13 protein-coding genes are annotated in these 14,463 nt (G+C 66.8%); 6 read left to right on the forward strand and 7 right to left on the reverse strand.

Annotation, left to right across the window (positions count from 1 at the left end; genetic code table 11):
• Positions 1–190 precede the first annotated feature (190 nt).
• Positions 191–1,084, reverse strand: coding sequence for an NAD-dependent epimerase/dehydratase family protein (locus ACX9OT_RS01725; RefSeq protein ID WP_049462001.1), 894 nt, complete (start codon positions 1,082–1,084; stop codon positions 191–193).
• 98 nt (positions 1,085–1,182) lie between these two features.
• Positions 1,183–2,094 (reverse strand): S41 family peptidase, encoded by a 912-nt coding sequence (locus ACX9OT_RS01730; RefSeq protein ID WP_049462000.1) that lies wholly within the window; start codon positions 2,092–2,094, stop codon positions 1,183–1,185.
• 50 nt (positions 2,095–2,144) lie between these two features.
• Between ACX9OT_RS01730 and ACX9OT_RS01735 the strand changes: the two genes are divergently transcribed.
• Positions 2,145–2,609 (forward strand): MarR family winged helix-turn-helix transcriptional regulator, encoded by a 465-nt coding sequence (locus ACX9OT_RS01735; protein WP_049423760.1) that lies wholly within the window; start codon positions 2,145–2,147, stop codon positions 2,607–2,609.
• 5 nt (positions 2,610–2,614) lie between these two features.
• On the opposite strand, the gene ACX9OT_RS01740 is transcribed toward ACX9OT_RS01735, so the two are convergent.
• Positions 2,615–4,099: a DUF4434 domain-containing protein gene (locus ACX9OT_RS01740; protein WP_049461999.1), complete on the reverse strand. Its 1,485-nt coding sequence runs from the start codon at positions 4,097–4,099 to the stop codon at positions 2,615–2,617.
• Positions 4,100–4,306: 207 nt separating this feature from the next.
• On the opposite strand from ACX9OT_RS01740, the gene ACX9OT_RS01745 reads away from it, so the two are divergent.
• The 3 genes from ACX9OT_RS01745 (at position 4,307) to ACX9OT_RS01755 (ending at position 6,671) form a co-directional block, all read left to right on the forward strand.
• Positions 4,307–5,563, forward strand: coding sequence for a M24 family metallopeptidase (locus tag ACX9OT_RS01745; protein ID WP_049461998.1), 1,257 nt, complete (start codon positions 4,307–4,309; stop codon positions 5,561–5,563).
• Positions 5,556–6,230 (forward strand): CerR family C-terminal domain-containing protein, encoded by a 675-nt coding sequence (locus tag ACX9OT_RS01750; protein ID WP_049461997.1) that lies wholly within the window; start codon positions 5,556–5,558, stop codon positions 6,228–6,230. The genes ACX9OT_RS01745 and ACX9OT_RS01750 overlap by 8 nt, the downstream gene beginning before the upstream one ends.
• A gap of 135 nt (positions 6,231–6,365) precedes the next feature.
• Positions 6,366–6,671, forward strand: a complete 306-nt coding sequence (locus ACX9OT_RS01755; protein WP_032128582.1) for a KGG domain-containing protein — start codon at positions 6,366–6,368, stop codon at positions 6,669–6,671.
• 10 nt (positions 6,672–6,681) lie between these two features.
• Here the strand turns inward: ACX9OT_RS01755 and ACX9OT_RS01760 are convergent, their stop codons facing one another.
• Entirely contained in the window at positions 6,682–8,154 is a 1,473-nt protein-coding gene (locus ACX9OT_RS01760; RefSeq protein WP_049461996.1) for an MFS transporter, read from the reverse strand.
• 126 nt (positions 8,155–8,280) lie between these two features.
• On the opposite strand from ACX9OT_RS01760, the gene ACX9OT_RS01765 reads away from it, so the two are divergent.
• Entirely contained in the window at positions 8,281–8,901 is a 621-nt protein-coding gene (locus ACX9OT_RS01765) for a TetR/AcrR family transcriptional regulator (RefSeq protein ID WP_049461995.1), read from the forward strand.
• A 15-nt stretch (positions 8,902–8,916) separates the two neighbouring features.
• On the opposite strand, the gene ACX9OT_RS01770 is transcribed toward ACX9OT_RS01765, so the two are convergent.
• Positions 8,917–9,267, reverse strand: coding sequence for a VOC family protein (locus tag ACX9OT_RS01770; RefSeq protein WP_032128579.1), 351 nt, complete (start codon positions 9,265–9,267; stop codon positions 8,917–8,919).
• Between the two features lie 124 nt (positions 9,268–9,391).
• A complete protein-coding gene (locus ACX9OT_RS01775) occupies positions 9,392–9,592 on the reverse strand; it encodes a hypothetical protein (RefSeq protein ID WP_049462007.1) in 201 nt (66 codons plus the stop codon).
• Between the two features lie 188 nt (positions 9,593–9,780).
• On the opposite strand from ACX9OT_RS01775, the gene ACX9OT_RS01780 reads away from it, so the two are divergent.
• Positions 9,781–13,137 carry an autotransporter domain-containing protein gene (locus ACX9OT_RS01780; protein ID WP_459000649.1) on the forward strand — a complete coding sequence of 1,119 codons (3,357 nt, stop codon included), beginning with the start codon at positions 9,781–9,783 and terminating at the stop codon, positions 13,135–13,137.
• 66 nt (positions 13,138–13,203) lie between these two features.
• On the opposite strand, the gene cml is transcribed toward ACX9OT_RS01780, so the two are convergent.
• A complete protein-coding gene (gene cml, locus ACX9OT_RS01785; protein ID WP_049461993.1) occupies positions 13,204–14,391 on the reverse strand; it encodes a CmlA/FloR family chloramphenicol efflux MFS transporter in 1,188 nt (395 codons plus the stop codon).
• Positions 14,392–14,463 lie beyond the last annotated feature (72 nt).

The raw sequence follows: 14,463 nt of genomic DNA on the forward strand, positions 1-14,463 counted from the left end.
TCAGGACGACCGGCACCGCGAGGGCACCGCGCAGGTGCGCGATCCGTCGCGCAGGCCACCGGCCGCCGGGACACGCCCGGCGCTGGAAGCGCACCGGGTTAGCGGCCGCCTGCGAACGAGGTTGAGGCGGTCCATCTGCACATTCCTGAACCTGCTCAGGGTCGGGTCAGGAACCCGCCCGGCTGCCGCCCTATTCGGCCACGCGGTCCTTGATCCATTCCGCCCGCGGCAGCACCTCGATGCTGCCAACCGCGTACTGCTGCAGCACGTCGTCCGGGCCGAAGCGCGGCTGCCAGCCCAATGTGCGGCGCATCAGTGCACTGTCGTAGACGCGGTCAATGCTCAGCGGCAGCGGCCAGCCACGGCGCTCGAACTCGGCCAGCAACTGCGGGGCGCGGCGGGCCAGCACCCTGCACGGCTGGGTCGCCAGTTCCAGGCAATCCTCGCGCAGGAACGGCGTCGGTGCGCAGGCAATGTAGCGTGCGAAGGCAGCGCCCTCATCGTGCAGCAGCGCGGCATGTGCGCTGGCCACGTCGCGCGCGTCGATGCCGCGGTGCAGGCGGAACATCGCCATCCGCTCCGGTGGCTCGGGGAAACAGCGGGCCATGCGCAGCACGCGCACGCTGAAGCCCGGCGCCGCAGCGGCTTCAGCCAACGCCTCGGCCTGCAGCTTGCTGCGATGGTAGATGGTGCGTGGCAGCGGCTCGGTATCTTCATCGATCCAGCGGCAACCGCCCGCCACCACCGCATGGCCATACAGCGCCGTGGTGCTGGTCAGCACGAAGCGGCGTGCACCGGCCTCGCGGGCAGCCTGCAACAGGTGTGCGGTCGCCTCCACATTGATCTGCTGGAATACCGCATCCGGCACCAGGCCGACATGGGGTGCGTGCAGGGCGGCGGTATGGATCACCGCGTCGACGCCCTGCACTGCCCGCTTCACGGCCTGACGATCGGTGACATCGGCAATGATGCGGGTGGTGGCGAATGGGCTGCGATCCAGCCCCACCACTTCGTGGGCCGCCGCCAGCGCGCCGAAGATCGCACGCCCGATCCGCCCGGAACTGCCGGTCAACAGAATCTTCATTGAGTCCATTCACTCGAAGCGCCCGGGAACTACCGGGATGCATCGATTCTAGGCACGCTGCATGTCGTCTGCGATAGGGCGCGGTTGCAATTGTGCGTTCATTCTGGCGATGCCGATCGGGCCAGCAGCTGGCGGGCGACGAACAGCGGATCGTCACCGCCTGCTGCATCAGGCGTGACGCCGGTGCGTTCCCAGTTGGTTCCGGTACGGAGGTTGATCGGCTGCCGGTCGGGAATGCTGATCTGATAGCCATCCGGCAGCAGCACAGGATCATCGAACATATGTGCCGCACCGCCACTTCGACTACCAACGACACGTGCCCGCCCCTGCGCCTGCAGCGAGTACGCGACGAATTCGGCGGCCGACCCGGTGCGGCGGTCGATCAGAACCACCAGCGGCTTCAGGTACAGCCCCAGGCTCGCCGGTGGCAACGGTACCGGACTGCGCTGGCCACGGCGTTGCAGTGACTGCACCTGGGTGATCTCCGCCGCCAGCAGGGTCCGCACCAGCAGGTCCGCACTGCCGTCATCGCCACCACCGTTCTGGCGCAGGTCCAGCACCAGGCCATCGGTGTCGGCCAGCAGGGTGAAGGCAGCAGCCAGCTTCGGCCGGGCCAGATCGAGCGGATAGAAGGTGCTCAGGCGCAGGTAACCGATGTTGCCTTCCAGCACCCGCACCTCGCGCACGCCCGCACCATTGCTGCGCGCATCCGCGCGCCAGGCCATCAGCCAGTCGTCCTGGCCGGCGCGGGCATCCACCCGCTCGACATGGAAGTGGCCATCGAACACGTCCAGATCCTGGTTCAAGCGTGCGCTGAACGCCTTGGGGTCCGCGCAGCTGTCCACATAGCGCTGCTGGGTGGACCAGCCGCGAACGGCCTCAGCAATGTGCGCGCCTTCGGCCACGTCCAGGTACTGCGCCTGTATCGCCGTGGCCGCCGCCTGCAGCACCGCGTCCTGGGCCGGGCAGGACGCCGCCAGCAGCGCGCCCAGCATCCACGAAACTGCCATGACCGCACCCCACGTTGATGATATGTAAGCTCTTATATATCATCGCCACCATGGATCTCCAACATGCCACCCTGGGAACACTGCTGCGGGCCCTGCTCGACCAGCTGGACCCGGCGGTCGAGCAGGCCTACCGCGACCTGAAGCTGGACTACCGGCCGCGCTACACCCCGGTGCTGCGCACGCTGATGGCGCAGGGACCCTGCCGCATCAAGGATCTCGCACTGGCCTGCGGGCTCAGCCATTCGGCGCTCAGCCAGACGGTTTCAGCAATGGTGCGCGACGGCTGGCTGCACGCTGCGGTCGGTGAAGACAGCCGCGAGCGCATCCTGCAGCTGAGCCCGCGCGCGTTGCAGGCGTTGCCGGCGCTGCAGGCGCAGTGGCAGGCCACGGCACGCGCGGCGCGCAGCCTCGATGCCGATCTTGGACAGTCATTGGAGCAGGTGCTGCGCGAGGCACTGCAGGCGCTTGAACAGCGGCCGTTCGCGCAGCGACTGCGTGGCACGCCCCAACGCTGAGGCGCTTACTGCTCGGCCGCCATCTCGATTTCACTGAGGAACGTCCAGCTGCCATTGGCCAACCGCAGCTCCAGCGTACGGCACTGCGCGGCCAGCGGCGCGGCGTTGCCCAGCACGTATTCCTCTTCGGTCGAACCGCTCAGTCCGGCCTGGGGGAATGGCGCCGACAGCACACCGATCTTCACCGCAGCGGCGCCCGGCTCGGCACACATCACCTCCACAGCTGTCGGCGTGACGATGCCCCACGCCGGGCGGGTCATCGTATGCAGGCCGATCCAGTCCACCCGCCGGCGCTGGCCCAGGTCGATGGTGATGCTGGCGTTGCCATGCACGCCTACCCAGCCGGCATCCATCGGGTTGCGCGGATCCCCCACCCGGCGATCGAACAGTTCATGCCCGGTGCTGTCGGGATAGTTTGCATCCGGCGCCACGCTGTAGCTGTAGGTGGTCTGCACCGGATCGACACTGTAGGACGCACCGAGCCCATACAGCCCGCGATAGGTGTTCATCAACCGCGGAGATTCGGCATAGCCCTGGCCGGGGCCGACCACCTCGGACATGTGGTACTGGTTGAGCCAGGCAACGCGCTTGCCGGCCGAACGCGCGCTCCACAACTGCTGGTTGATGCGCTGCACTGACGCGGAGCGATAGGCACCGGACAATCCGTTGCCGGTTCCCAGGAACAAGGGACTGCCATGGTTGAACAGTTCGATGTCGGCCCACAGGCCGCTGGCCCCCAGCGCCGCCGACAGCGCCTCGTAATACGCCTCGGTGGAATGACCTGGGCGATCCCACTGGAACAGGCGTGCATGCGAGGCGGCGCCGATGCCGTCCTGCCAGATCTGCACATCCACGCCGGTGGCCGTACGGAACTGTGCAGCAGCCCGGCCCACACTGGCCGGACCCACGCTGGATGACGCCAGGTAGGGGGCCACCATCACCGGCCGCGCGGGTGTACTGCCTTTGAGCGCCGTCACGATCGCACGGTAGAACGGCGCGCGATCAGCCGGCACCTGTGCTGGCTCGTCGGTGATGTACCAGCCCGCGAACGCCGGATGCGATCCGTACTGTTGGCCCAGCTGGGCCAGCGACTGCGCCGCATCCTGTGCCACGGCCGTTGCGTTCTGCCCCTGCCAGAAGGTGGCGCACTGCCCCGAGCTGTAGGTGGTGCCGACCACGACCTTCATGCCGCGCGCGGCCGCCGCATCGAGCACGGTGCCGAGCTTGCCGGGAAAGCCGGCAATCCATTCGAAATCCTGCACGCCGCTGGCGCAGCCCACGCCGGCACGGATGGCACGCACCTGACCGAGGATGATCGTGTCGTTGCCCAGGTCCTGCAGTTCATCCAGGAACAGCGGCAACTGCGCGGCCGGCAGTTGTTCGTCGCTGCCCGAGTAGCCAACGTGGACGAAGCTGCCGGACAACAGAGGGCTGGCTGCGTGGACGGGAGCGGTACAGGCCAGCACTGCGATCAGTCCAATCCTGTTCATGTTCTACGTCCCTGTCGTGGCCAGGCGAGTGGCGTTGTTGCGCATCCTATCAACAGCAACGGTGGCCCCATCACGATCATCGACAACGCTGCGCAATCGCCGACTTCAGCTGCCCCCGCAGCAGCGCACGTGCAATGCCGATTCAAGCGGTTGATTCATTCAACTGCGTGATCGAGCCTGCGCGCTCCTTCCCCTGGAATACTCCTCATGCGCACGCCGCCCGCACCGCTCAGCCTGATGGAACGCGACCGCCGCTGGGCCCTGGCCCGCGACCTCATGGCCAGTGAACGCCTCGATGCCCTGGTTGTGCATGGCGACCGGGAAGCCGCCGCACCGGCCGGGTTCTCGCCGGACTGCTACTTCACCAATGACCGGCCCGGCTCGATCGTGGTGTTCGTCGGCGACCAGCCGCCACGGGTGTTCACCTTTGCCTCGCTGATGATTGCCGACCACCTGCAGGCCTGCCTGCGCGGCGACCTGCAGTGGATCGCACCCGAACAGCTGTGGGTTGGAAAATCCGGTCTGGAGGTTGGCCGCTGGCTGCAGCAATGTGGCCTGCACACGGCACGTATCGGCGTGCTGGGGCTGGAGCCCTATCCACCGTTCTACTTCGACGGCGCGATGCCCGCGCGCACCCTGCAGGGCATGCAGGCGGCGGTGCCGAACGCGGAATTCGTACCGGTATATCGTGCGTTCTTCCAGCGCGCCTCGGTAAAGAGCCAGGAGGAACTGGCGCTGATTGCGCATGCCGCCTGGATCGGTGAATCCATGAGCGAGGCGCTGCGTGCCACTGCTCGCCCCGGTGTTTCGGAAGCCGAACTGGTTGCCGCAGTGACCGCCGCCTGTTTCTCGCTGGGGGGCTATACCGCCGAGGTGTTGCTCGGCTCGGGTCCCGAGTATGTGGGCTGGGGACCACCCGCCTGGCAGTATCGTGCGCAGCCGCCGCGCATTCTGCGCGATGGTGACCTGGTGCTGTCGGAGATCTTCGCACTGTACGGGCTGATGGAAACCCAGCATCAGGCCGCGGTTGCCATTGGCGAGGTGCACGACGACATCCATCGCGCCGCTGCCGTCGCCCGCAGCAGCTACGAAGCAGGCCTGTCCGCACTGCGCGTGGGCAATACCTTCGGCGATGTCGTCGACGCGATGGAAGCGCCCCTGCTGGAGGCGGGCGGCTGGCACGTGCATCCGTTGGTCCACAGCCTCAACCCCTATGGACCGATTGGCTTCGGCCGTGCACCGGGCATCGAAGCGCTGCCGGAGGCCGCGCGCTATGCGCACATCGCGCCGCTGCCGACTGTCGGGCGCGAACTGCCCCTGCAGGCCGGCATGTGCTTCGCCTTCGAACCGAACTGTGCATTCGGCCGGCACATGGCCAACATCGGCGGTACGGTCATCGTCGGCGCGGAAGCGGGTACCGCGCTCAATGAAAACTCGACATGGCTGATGCAGGCCGATGCCTGAGTTCATCGCCCATCTGCAGACACCGGCACGGCGGCGCGCGGCCGAGACGCGCAGCGGGCAGACCCGAGCCCGACTGCTGCACGCGGGGCTGCAGCTGTTCAGCGCGTTCGGCGTGGAGGGTGTGCGTACCCGCCAGCTGGTGGACATGGCCGGCTGCAGCCAGTCAGCCATTCCCTATCACTTCGGTGGCAAGCAGGAACTGTATGCCGCCGTACTGCAGCGCTGCGCTCAAGCCATTGCCGAGCGATTGCCGCTGCCGGCAACGCCACCCAGCGGCGCGCGGCAGGCCGCGCAGCAGCTGCAGCAGTTGATGCGGGCATTCGTCCATGCCTTGCTGTCGGCGCCGGATGCGGGTCCACGCACGCTGCTGTTGGCGCGCGAACAGATCCAACCGACGGCGGCGTTCGCCAGTGCCCACCGTACGCTGTTCGAACCCCTGCACACCACGTTGGCCGCGTGCGTAGCGTGCCTGCGCGGCAGCGAACCATCCAGCGCCGAGACGGTGCTGCGTACCCACGCACTGCTCGGCCAAGCGATCGTCTTCGCCGTCTCCCACGGAGCTCTGCAGGCGCGACTGAACCAGGGAGCTCCCTTGGCAGACGTAGAGACGATCGGGTCGGTGGTCAGTGGCATGGCACTGGCGGCAGCGAAGGCAGCGCCCGCCTGAATGGCTGCCTGATCAGCCCCGTGCGCAGGGCGCGTGAAAACCAGGGCCAAGATGGCGACCTGGACTTAGCGTGCGATGGCCAAGCATGGATGCCGTCGTCTACGAAGGCGACCCCCATACCGCAGGAGATTTCACATGACTGAGCAGAACCCGCGCAGCTCCAACCGGGGTTTCGCATCAATGGACCAGGAAAAGCAGCGCGCGATCGCGGCCAAGGGCGGGCGCGCCGCACATGCCTCCGGCAACGCGCATGAATTCAGTCCGGCCGAGGCACGTGTCGCAGGCCGCAAGGGCGGCGAGGCGATCAGCCGCAACCGCCAGCACATGGCCGAGATCGGTCGTGAAGGTGGACACGCTCGCCACGCCAATGCGCGCCAGCAGCAACAACAGCCTCAGGAGATCGAACGCACGGCAGCGGGTCCGCAACGCCAGCAGGGCTGAATGCAGCGCGTCAGGCCGGAGCGCGCTGCCGATACAGCCCGAGCGCCGCAAGCAGGGCCAGCGCACCGGCCACAGCCATCGCCCATCCGAAACCACTGGCCATCGCACTGCGATACCACGTCAGCATCTGCGGCGTGGCGTGCATCGAGCCCGGTTGCAGGATCAGTTCGCGCGCCTGTGCCGCCAGCTCCCGCTGCCCGGCCGCCTGCGCGGACGCGGCGAACTGCTGCACGGCGCGCTGGCCCATCAGGCTGCCCAGCAGCGCGATGCCCAGGCTCATGCCTGCCTGACGTAACGCGTTCATCGTGGCTGAGGCGATACCCGCGCGCTCGACCGGCGCGCTGGCCATGACCGCCATGCCGGTCGCCGGCACTGCCAGCCCCATTCCAATGCCAAGCAGCACCAGCACAGCACTGGAACAAGCGTGCGAAGTAGCCGGTTCGAACGTGGCCATCGCGCACAGCGCCACCCCAGCCAGGGCGTAGCCCAGCACCAGCGCGGCGTGCAGCCCGAGGTGGGCGACCAGACGCCCGAACAACAGCGAGACGGCACCCATCAACAGGAACTGCGGGGCCAACTGGGAGCCTGCCAGCGCAGCGTTGTGCCCCTGCGCCTGCTGGAAGAACAGCGACAGGAAGAACAGGCTGGCATAGGCAGTGAAGCCCAGGACGAACGAGGCCAGGTTGAACATGCCGAAGCGGCGGTCGGCAAACAGGTCCAGCGGCAGCAATGGGCGTGCCACCCGGCGTTCGACGATGCCGAACAGGATCAACCCGGCAGCTGCCACGCCCAGCGCCAGCAGCGTCACCGGGGCAAGCAGGCCATGCGCGCCGATCGCGATCAGGCCATAGCTCAGCGCACCCAGCGCGACGATGCTGAGCAGCTGCCCGGCAGGGTCCAGCGCAGCGTGCTGCGGATGCCGCCGCTCCGGAATTCCCCAGGCGCCCAGCGCCAGTGCGAGCAGGCCCAACGGCAGGTTGATCAGGAAGATGCTGGGCCATCCGACGCGCTGTACCAGCACGCCGCCCAGCAGCGGGCCAAGCACCAGGGCCAGCGCACTGAACGCCGACCAGCCACCGATCGCACGCGCACGTTGGCGCGCATCGGGAAACGCGTGGCTGAGGATCGGCATTGCGGCGGGAATCAACAAGGCGCCGGCGATGCCCTGCACTGCACGCCCGGCTACCAGGGTCGCAAGATTGCCGGCACAGGCGCACAGCAGCGACCCCAGCGTGAAGGTGGCGACGCTGAGCAGCCACATCCGCCGATGACCGTAACGGTCCCCAAGCGGCCCCGCCGACAGCATCAACGCCGACAGCGCGATTGCATACGCATTGATCACCCACTGCAGGCCGGCCATGTCGGTATTCAACGCCTGCTGCAGGGTCGGCAGGGCGACGTTGACGATGCTGATGTCCAGCGAGGCGAGGAATGTGCCGAGGTAGGCCGCCAGCACCAGGGCCGGCCGCTGGAAACGTCGCATGTACGGTTCCCGGGGGAAGGATGTGTACGCATCGTAGCCACTGACTGACCGTCGGTCAATGACTGACGGTCAGTCGGTGCCACAGGCCAGCTAGAATGGCTCCCGTCGCACCCGGATCCCTCCCACATGCAGACCCCAGCTGTCGCCAGGCCTCGCACCAAACCTGCGGAAACCCGCCAGGAAGAACTGATGGACGCCGCGCAGGCGCTGTTCCTGTCAAAGGGAGTGGATGCCACAACCATCAGCGACATCGTCGCCGCAGCGGACGTTGCCAAGGGCACCTTCTATACCTACTTCGCCTCGCGCACCGAGATTCTGCAGGCGCTGGCGCAGCGCTATACCCAGCGTTTCATGGAAGGCGTCGACCACGCCGTGCAGCGCTACCCGGCCAGCGATGGCGTAGCACGCCTGCGCGCCTGGATCCGCGCCAACATCGAACTTTATGTGCGCACCCATGCACTGCACGACGTGGTGTACGCCAACCATCATCACCACCAGCGTGGCAATGCCGAACGCAATGCGATCCAGCAGCAACTGCTGGGCATCCTCGAAGCAGGCAATGCCGCAGCTCTGTGGCAGCTTCCAGCGCCCAAAGTCACCGCCTCGTTGATCTATGCCGGCGTGCACGGCGCCACCGACGACCTGATCGCCACACCCGCACAGAATGCCGATGCCTTCATCGCCGCCGTGGTGGATGATTGCCTGCGCATGGTCGGCGTGCCACCGACCAGTGCCAAACGGCGCTGACAGACTTTCTGCCGCTCAGGTGTGGGCAAGGATGTTCAACAACCGCCCGAACGGGTCACGGACGAAGAAGCGGCGCACGCCCCAGGGCTCATCGGCCGGGCCATATTCCAGCGGGATGCCGGCCGCGCGCATGCGCTCCAGTACCTGTTGCAGATTGTCGACTTCTATCGACAGATCCGGCACCGCCGTGCCGGATCCCCCTTCAGTGGCAAAGCTGACCTGCGCCAGCGCGCTGCCCTCGCCGCCATGGGTGACGATCCAGCCGTGGTCCATCACCACCGGCATGCCCAGCAGCTCGCCATAGAACGCTGCAGCACGCGCAGGGTCAGGCGTGGCGATGTTGGCGACGACACGTTTGACGGCCATGTGCGGCGGCTCCGATGCGATTCCCCATCCTCGCCGCTGCGTGCATGGCCTGCAAGCGGGCGGCGCTGAAACAGAAGAGCCCCGTCAGGGACGGGGCTCGTCATCAATCCTGCATTGCCACTGCTTACACAGCGCCGCAGCGATCCATGATGCAACGATCGTATTCGTACTGGCATTCCATCGCATCACCGCCACCGGACAGACACGCCTGGTAAGCCTTCCAACAGGGAAGATCGCATGGCGGAATCGGCCCAGCCACAGCAACCGAACCGCTGCAGGCCAAGGCGAACACCGCACCCGCGATCATTTTCCTGAAAGTACGCATCGACATCACTCCTTGATAAGCCTGGTGAGCCCAGGCCGGGCCACGGTAGCGAGGCCTCCGGGAGATGGAGTGAACGCCCGTGTCACGGAACATTAACCTGTTCATTAAATTTCCTTCACACCACTGGGGGGGATCGGCGCGCTGCGGGGTTAACGGCCTTGTTGTCCGTCAATCAAGGAAGTTGTCCGATGAATCACCCGCTGCACGGCCGTTCGTCCCACTCCCGTTCTCCCCTGCACAGCCGCCTCGCGCTGGCGGTCACCAGCACATTGCTGCTTGCCAGCACGTTGCCCGCCATGGCCAACGACTCATTCGAGGTCTGGCAACAACAGCGCCAGTTGCAGGCGGCCTGGGCGCAACCAGGCGTCGGCGCGTCCGCAGCACCGACGGCCACCACGCCAGCGGCGGCCAACACGTCCGTTCTCGGCAACCCCGGCGATGCAGCCAGTTGGCGCAGCGATGAATTCAACGCTGACTGGGGGCTGGGTGCGATGGGGGCCGATTACGCCTATGCACGTGGACTGACCGGCCAGGGCGTACGTCTTGCCCTGTTCGATTCGGGCTCGGCACTGGCCCATCAGGAATTTGCGGGGCGCAATACGTCCAGCATCACCATCGGCGCGGACTGCGCCACGCCAGGCGTGGTGGCCGGTACCGGTGCCTGCGAACAAACCCGTGGCGAGCAGCCAGGCTACAACTACTACGGCCTTGGCCCCGGCGTTCCCGCCGCACTGGCCGCACGCCTGATCGCGGCAGGCCAGCCCTATGGCTTCAGCTACGCCGACCACGGCACCCACGTGCTGGGTACCATCGGTGCCAACCGCGATGGCAAAGGCATGCATGGCGTAGCATTCGGTTCGAACCTGACCGCAGCCCGTGTGTTTGGTGATACCTACTATGAGTGGCGCCTGGATCCGGACAACTTCTATCGTCCGCGCGCGCTATATCGCACCGATCCCGATGACACCGCTACCTTGGATATGTATGCGCAGATCCAGGCGCAGGGCGTGCGCGCCATCAACCACAGCTGGGGTATCTCTACCCGCAACATGACTGCTGCCGCGCTGGATGCACAGTATGCAGCGATCGGTGACGGCTACGGCGTGTATGGCAGCATCTACGCCAACGATGGCGATGCCCCCTCCTCCACCCTCATCCAGGTGTGGTCGGCTGGTAACGGCAGTGGCGCCGTCGCCGGAATCACGGCCGCCATGCCGCGCTGGAAGCCGGAACTTGAACCGTACTGGCTGGCCGTGGCCAACGTCCGCCGGCCCAACGCTGCTGCGGGCGAAACCGACTACGTGATCGATGGCAGTTCCAGCATCTGCGGCGTTGCCGCCAACTGGTGCATCTCGGCACCGGGCACCGACATCCTGAGCACCATTGTGTCCGGTGATATCCAGGGTCGCGTCGAGAACACTTCCGCCTATGTCCGCCTGATCATCGACAGCGAGAGCACCCAGTACGTCTATGGCACCAAGACGGGCACGTCGATGGCGGCGCCACACATCACCGGCGCGCTCGGCCTGCTGATGGAGCGCTTCCCCTATCTGGACAACGCCCAGGTCCGCGACGTGTTGCTGACCACCGCACGCGACCTGGGTGCAGCAGGCATCGATCCGATCTACGGCTGGGGCATGGTCGACCTGCGCAAGGCCATCGAAGGCTACGGCTCGCTGCGCGTGGACACCAACGTGGTAATGAACCAGAAGGCCGGTGGCCTGAAGGTGTGGGAAGGCGATGCCTGGGATGACTGGACCAACGACATCGGCGGCCCCGGCAAGCTGACCAAGTCCGGCATCGGCTGGCTGCGCCTGAGTGGTGGCAACACCTTCAACGGCGCAGTACTGCAGGACGGCACGCTGGAATTGAACGGCACCAACACACTCACGTCAGCGGTCGAAGTCCAGGGTGGCCAGTTCCTGCTCAACGGTTCGCTGGTCTCCACCGCCCTGAACACCACCGGAGGCGTGAGCACGGTCAGCAGCAGCGGCCTGCTGAAGGACAGCAACCTGACGGTCAACGGTGGCGTGGTGTCCTTCAACGGCACGCAGACCGGCGGCACCACCACGGTCGGTGCCAACGGCCTGCTGAAGGGCATCGGCACGCTGGGCAACACCCGTGTGGACGGCATCATCGCGCCCGGCAATTCGATCGGCACGCTGACCATCAACGGCAACTACGTGCAGGGCGCAACCGGCGTCTATGCCGCCGAACTTGCCCCGGGCGGCCGCAGTGACCAGTTGCACGTAACCGGCACCGCCACTCTCGGCGGCACCCTGGTCGCACTGCCGGAGCCGGGTACCTACTACCTCGGCGAGCAGTTCAATTTCATCCGCGCCGACGGCGGTGTCAGCGGCCAGTTCGCGAAAACCGACTTCAGCGCGTTCTCGCCGTTCCTGCAGTTCAGCCTGGCCTACGGCGCCAATGGCACCCGCATCGACGTGACCCGGGGTGCCTCGCTCGCCAGCGCCGCCACCACGCCGAACCAGCGTGCGGCCGCGGCGGTGGCCGATGGACTGGCGATCAACCAGGGCCTGCCCAAGCCGCTGACCCAACTGTTCCCGCAACAGGTGGGTGGCGTGCTCGATGGCCTCAGCGGCGAGCTGCATCCGGCCACGGCGCTGGCCCTGCTCGAGGGCAGCCGCTATGTGCGCGATGCCGCACTGTCACGTCGTGCCGGTGCCACCGCACCCGGTGCCGATGCGGGTGATGCCACCGGCGCCTGGGTGCAGGCACTGGGCGGCAACAGCAAGCTGGATGGCAACAGCAACACCGCGCGCACCGACGCCAACAGCAACGGCCTGCTGGTCGGCATCGACCGCGAGTTCGGTGGCTGGCAGATCGGCGTGCTGGCCGGTACAGGCCGCACCGACGTGAAGCAGCAGGAGCGTCGTGCCAAGTCGAAGATCGACAACACGCACTTCGGCGCCTATGCCAGCCACACCTGGGGCGGCTTCGGCCTGCGTGGTGGCGCGGCATGGAGCCGCAACGAAGTGAAGAGCACGCGTGATGTTGCCTTCGCCGGCTTCAGCGACAGCCTCAGCGCGCGCTACAACGCACGTACGCGCCAGGCCTTCATCGAAGCGGGCTACCGCTTCGGCAATGCGGAAGGCGGACTGGAGCCGTACCTGCAGGTCGCCCGCGTGGAAGTGGACCTGAAGCAGATCAACGAGCGTGGCGGCGCGGCCGCACTGCACGGCAAGGTGGACGACACCGGCACCACCATCGCCACCGCTGGCCTGCGCTTCGACAAGGGCCTGAAGGCCTCGTTCCAGCAGGACAGCTGGCTGCACCTGCGCGGTGGCGTGGGCTATCGCCGCGCCTCTGGCGACCGCAGCCAGGTGGCCAACCTGGCTTTCGCCAACAGCAGCAGCACCTTCGCGGTCGAGGGCGCACCAATTGCCGACAACGCCATGGTGGCCGAGCTGGGCCTGTCGGCATGGCTGACCCCGCGGCAGCAGCTGGAGCTGGGCTACAGCGGCCAGTTCGGCAGTGAAAGCCGCGACCATGGCGCCACCGCACGCTGGTCTGTGCGCTTCTAAACACGTGCTCTCTTGACGGGTTGGGGCGGCCTTGCGGCCGCCCCCTTTTTTGCCCGCCACCCAGCGTTATGCGCGATGCCGCAGCGCGGCGGCACCTGCCAGGCTGGCAAGTGGCAACAGCAACCCATAGGCCACCAGCGGCCACACGGTATCGCCGGGCAGCACGAGGGTAACCAGCGTGCCGATGCCTGCCACGATCAGGCTCTGCACGGCGTAGTACAGGGCCACCGCCGTACCTGACGCATCGGCGAAATCACGCAGCGCGCCGCTTGCAGCCACCGAAACCACCATCACCAGCCCCACCGCGATGCCCCACATGGGCAGCACCACTCCGACGAACGAGGGAGGCCACGCTGCGGCCAACGCCATCAGCAGTACGCCGGCCACCATCACCCACAGGCCACGCAGGAAGGTACCGCGCGCGTTCCAGCGGGCAATGCACACGTTCGCCATCCGCGCCGTGACGATCATCACCAGCGCCACCGTGGCGAAGGCCAGGCTGAACGACAGCGGCGAGTACTGCATGCGCCCGACCAGCAGCCGGGGCGCGACCGAGAAGAACACGAAGAACGTGCCCATGCCCGCACTGAAGCCCAGCGTGTAGACCCAGAACGCGCCGCTGCCGAGGATGCGTCGTAGCGCGGGTCGCGACGCGTCCCGGCACTGCGGGCGGGTTTCCTGCCAATGCCGTACCGCGCGCATGCCGGCGATCATGCCCAGTACGCCGAGCAGAACGAAGATCGCGCGCCAGCCGAAGGCGCCTGCCAGCAGCGCGCCGAGGATCGGTCCCAGCGCCGGCACGAAGGCCAGCATCGAGGCAAACAGCCCGTACAGCGACGCGCCTTCGGCTGTATCAGCATACACATCACGCACCGTGGCAAAGGTCGCCACCAGTGCCGCCGACGCTCCCACCGCCTGCACGCCTCGCCAGGCCAGGAATGCTGCGCCGCTGCTGGACATGGCCAGCGCGAACGACGAAAGCGCGAACAGCAACGCCCCCAGCAACAGGACCGGCCGCCGCCCGATGCGGTCGGACAACGGGCCGAACAGCAACTGGCCGAGGCCAAGTACCAGCAGGTAGATGCTCAAGGTGAGCTGCACCAGCGTCGGTGATGTCTGCAATGCCTGCGGCATCATCGGCACCACAGGAAGATAGATGTCCATGGCCAGCGAGGCCAGGAGGTCGAACGGCGCCATCAGCACAATGGCCGATGGCAGCGGGTGGGCCCAACGCGGGGCCTGTCGATTGAACATGGGGAGTCTCCGCCCAGAGTGAATCCGGCGGTGATCCATCCAATTCGCGTGCATCGCAGGGATGATCACCGC

The organism is Stenotrophomonas genospecies 3 (assembly GCF_054473855.1).

What these genes read in the sequence shown, in the direction of transcription:
- cml (WP_049461993.1), bottom strand. Translation starts at nt 14,391, where the DNA reads ATGTTCAATCGACAGGCCCCGCGTTGGGCCCACCCGCTGCCATCGGCC.
- ACX9OT_RS01735 (WP_049423760.1), top strand. Translation starts at nt 2,145, where the DNA reads ATGGATCTCCAACATGCCACCCTGGGAACACTGCTGCGGGCCCTGCTC.
- ACX9OT_RS01750 (WP_049461997.1), top strand. Translation starts at nt 5,556, where the DNA reads ATGCCTGAGTTCATCGCCCATCTGCAGACACCGGCACGGCGGCGCGCG.
- ACX9OT_RS01780 (WP_459000649.1), top strand. Translation starts at nt 9,781, where the DNA reads ATGAATCACCCGCTGCACGGCCGTTCGTCCCACTCCCGTTCTCCCCTG.
- ACX9OT_RS01760 (WP_049461996.1), bottom strand. Translation starts at nt 8,154, where the DNA reads ATGCGACGTTTCCAGCGGCCGGCCCTGGTGCTGGCGGCCTACCTCGGC.
- ACX9OT_RS01730 (WP_049462000.1), bottom strand. Translation starts at nt 2,094, where the DNA reads ATGGCAGTTTCGTGGATGCTGGGCGCGCTGCTGGCGGCGTCCTGCCCG.
- ACX9OT_RS01740 (WP_049461999.1), bottom strand. Translation starts at nt 4,099, where the DNA reads ATGAACAGGATTGGACTGATCGCAGTGCTGGCCTGTACCGCTCCCGTC.
- ACX9OT_RS01775 (WP_049462007.1), bottom strand. Translation starts at nt 9,592, where the DNA reads ATGCGTACTTTCAGGAAAATGATCGCGGGTGCGGTGTTCGCCTTGGCC.
- ACX9OT_RS01745 (WP_049461998.1), top strand. Translation starts at nt 4,307, where the DNA reads ATGCGCACGCCGCCCGCACCGCTCAGCCTGATGGAACGCGACCGCCGC.
- ACX9OT_RS01770 (WP_032128579.1), bottom strand. Translation starts at nt 9,267, where the DNA reads ATGGCCGTCAAACGTGTCGTCGCCAACATCGCCACGCCTGACCCTGCG.
- ACX9OT_RS01765 (WP_049461995.1), top strand. Translation starts at nt 8,281, where the DNA reads ATGCAGACCCCAGCTGTCGCCAGGCCTCGCACCAAACCTGCGGAAACC.
- ACX9OT_RS01755 (WP_032128582.1), top strand. Translation starts at nt 6,366, where the DNA reads ATGACTGAGCAGAACCCGCGCAGCTCCAACCGGGGTTTCGCATCAATG.
- ACX9OT_RS01725 (WP_049462001.1), bottom strand. Translation starts at nt 1,084, where the DNA reads ATGAAGATTCTGTTGACCGGCAGTTCCGGGCGGATCGGGCGTGCGATC.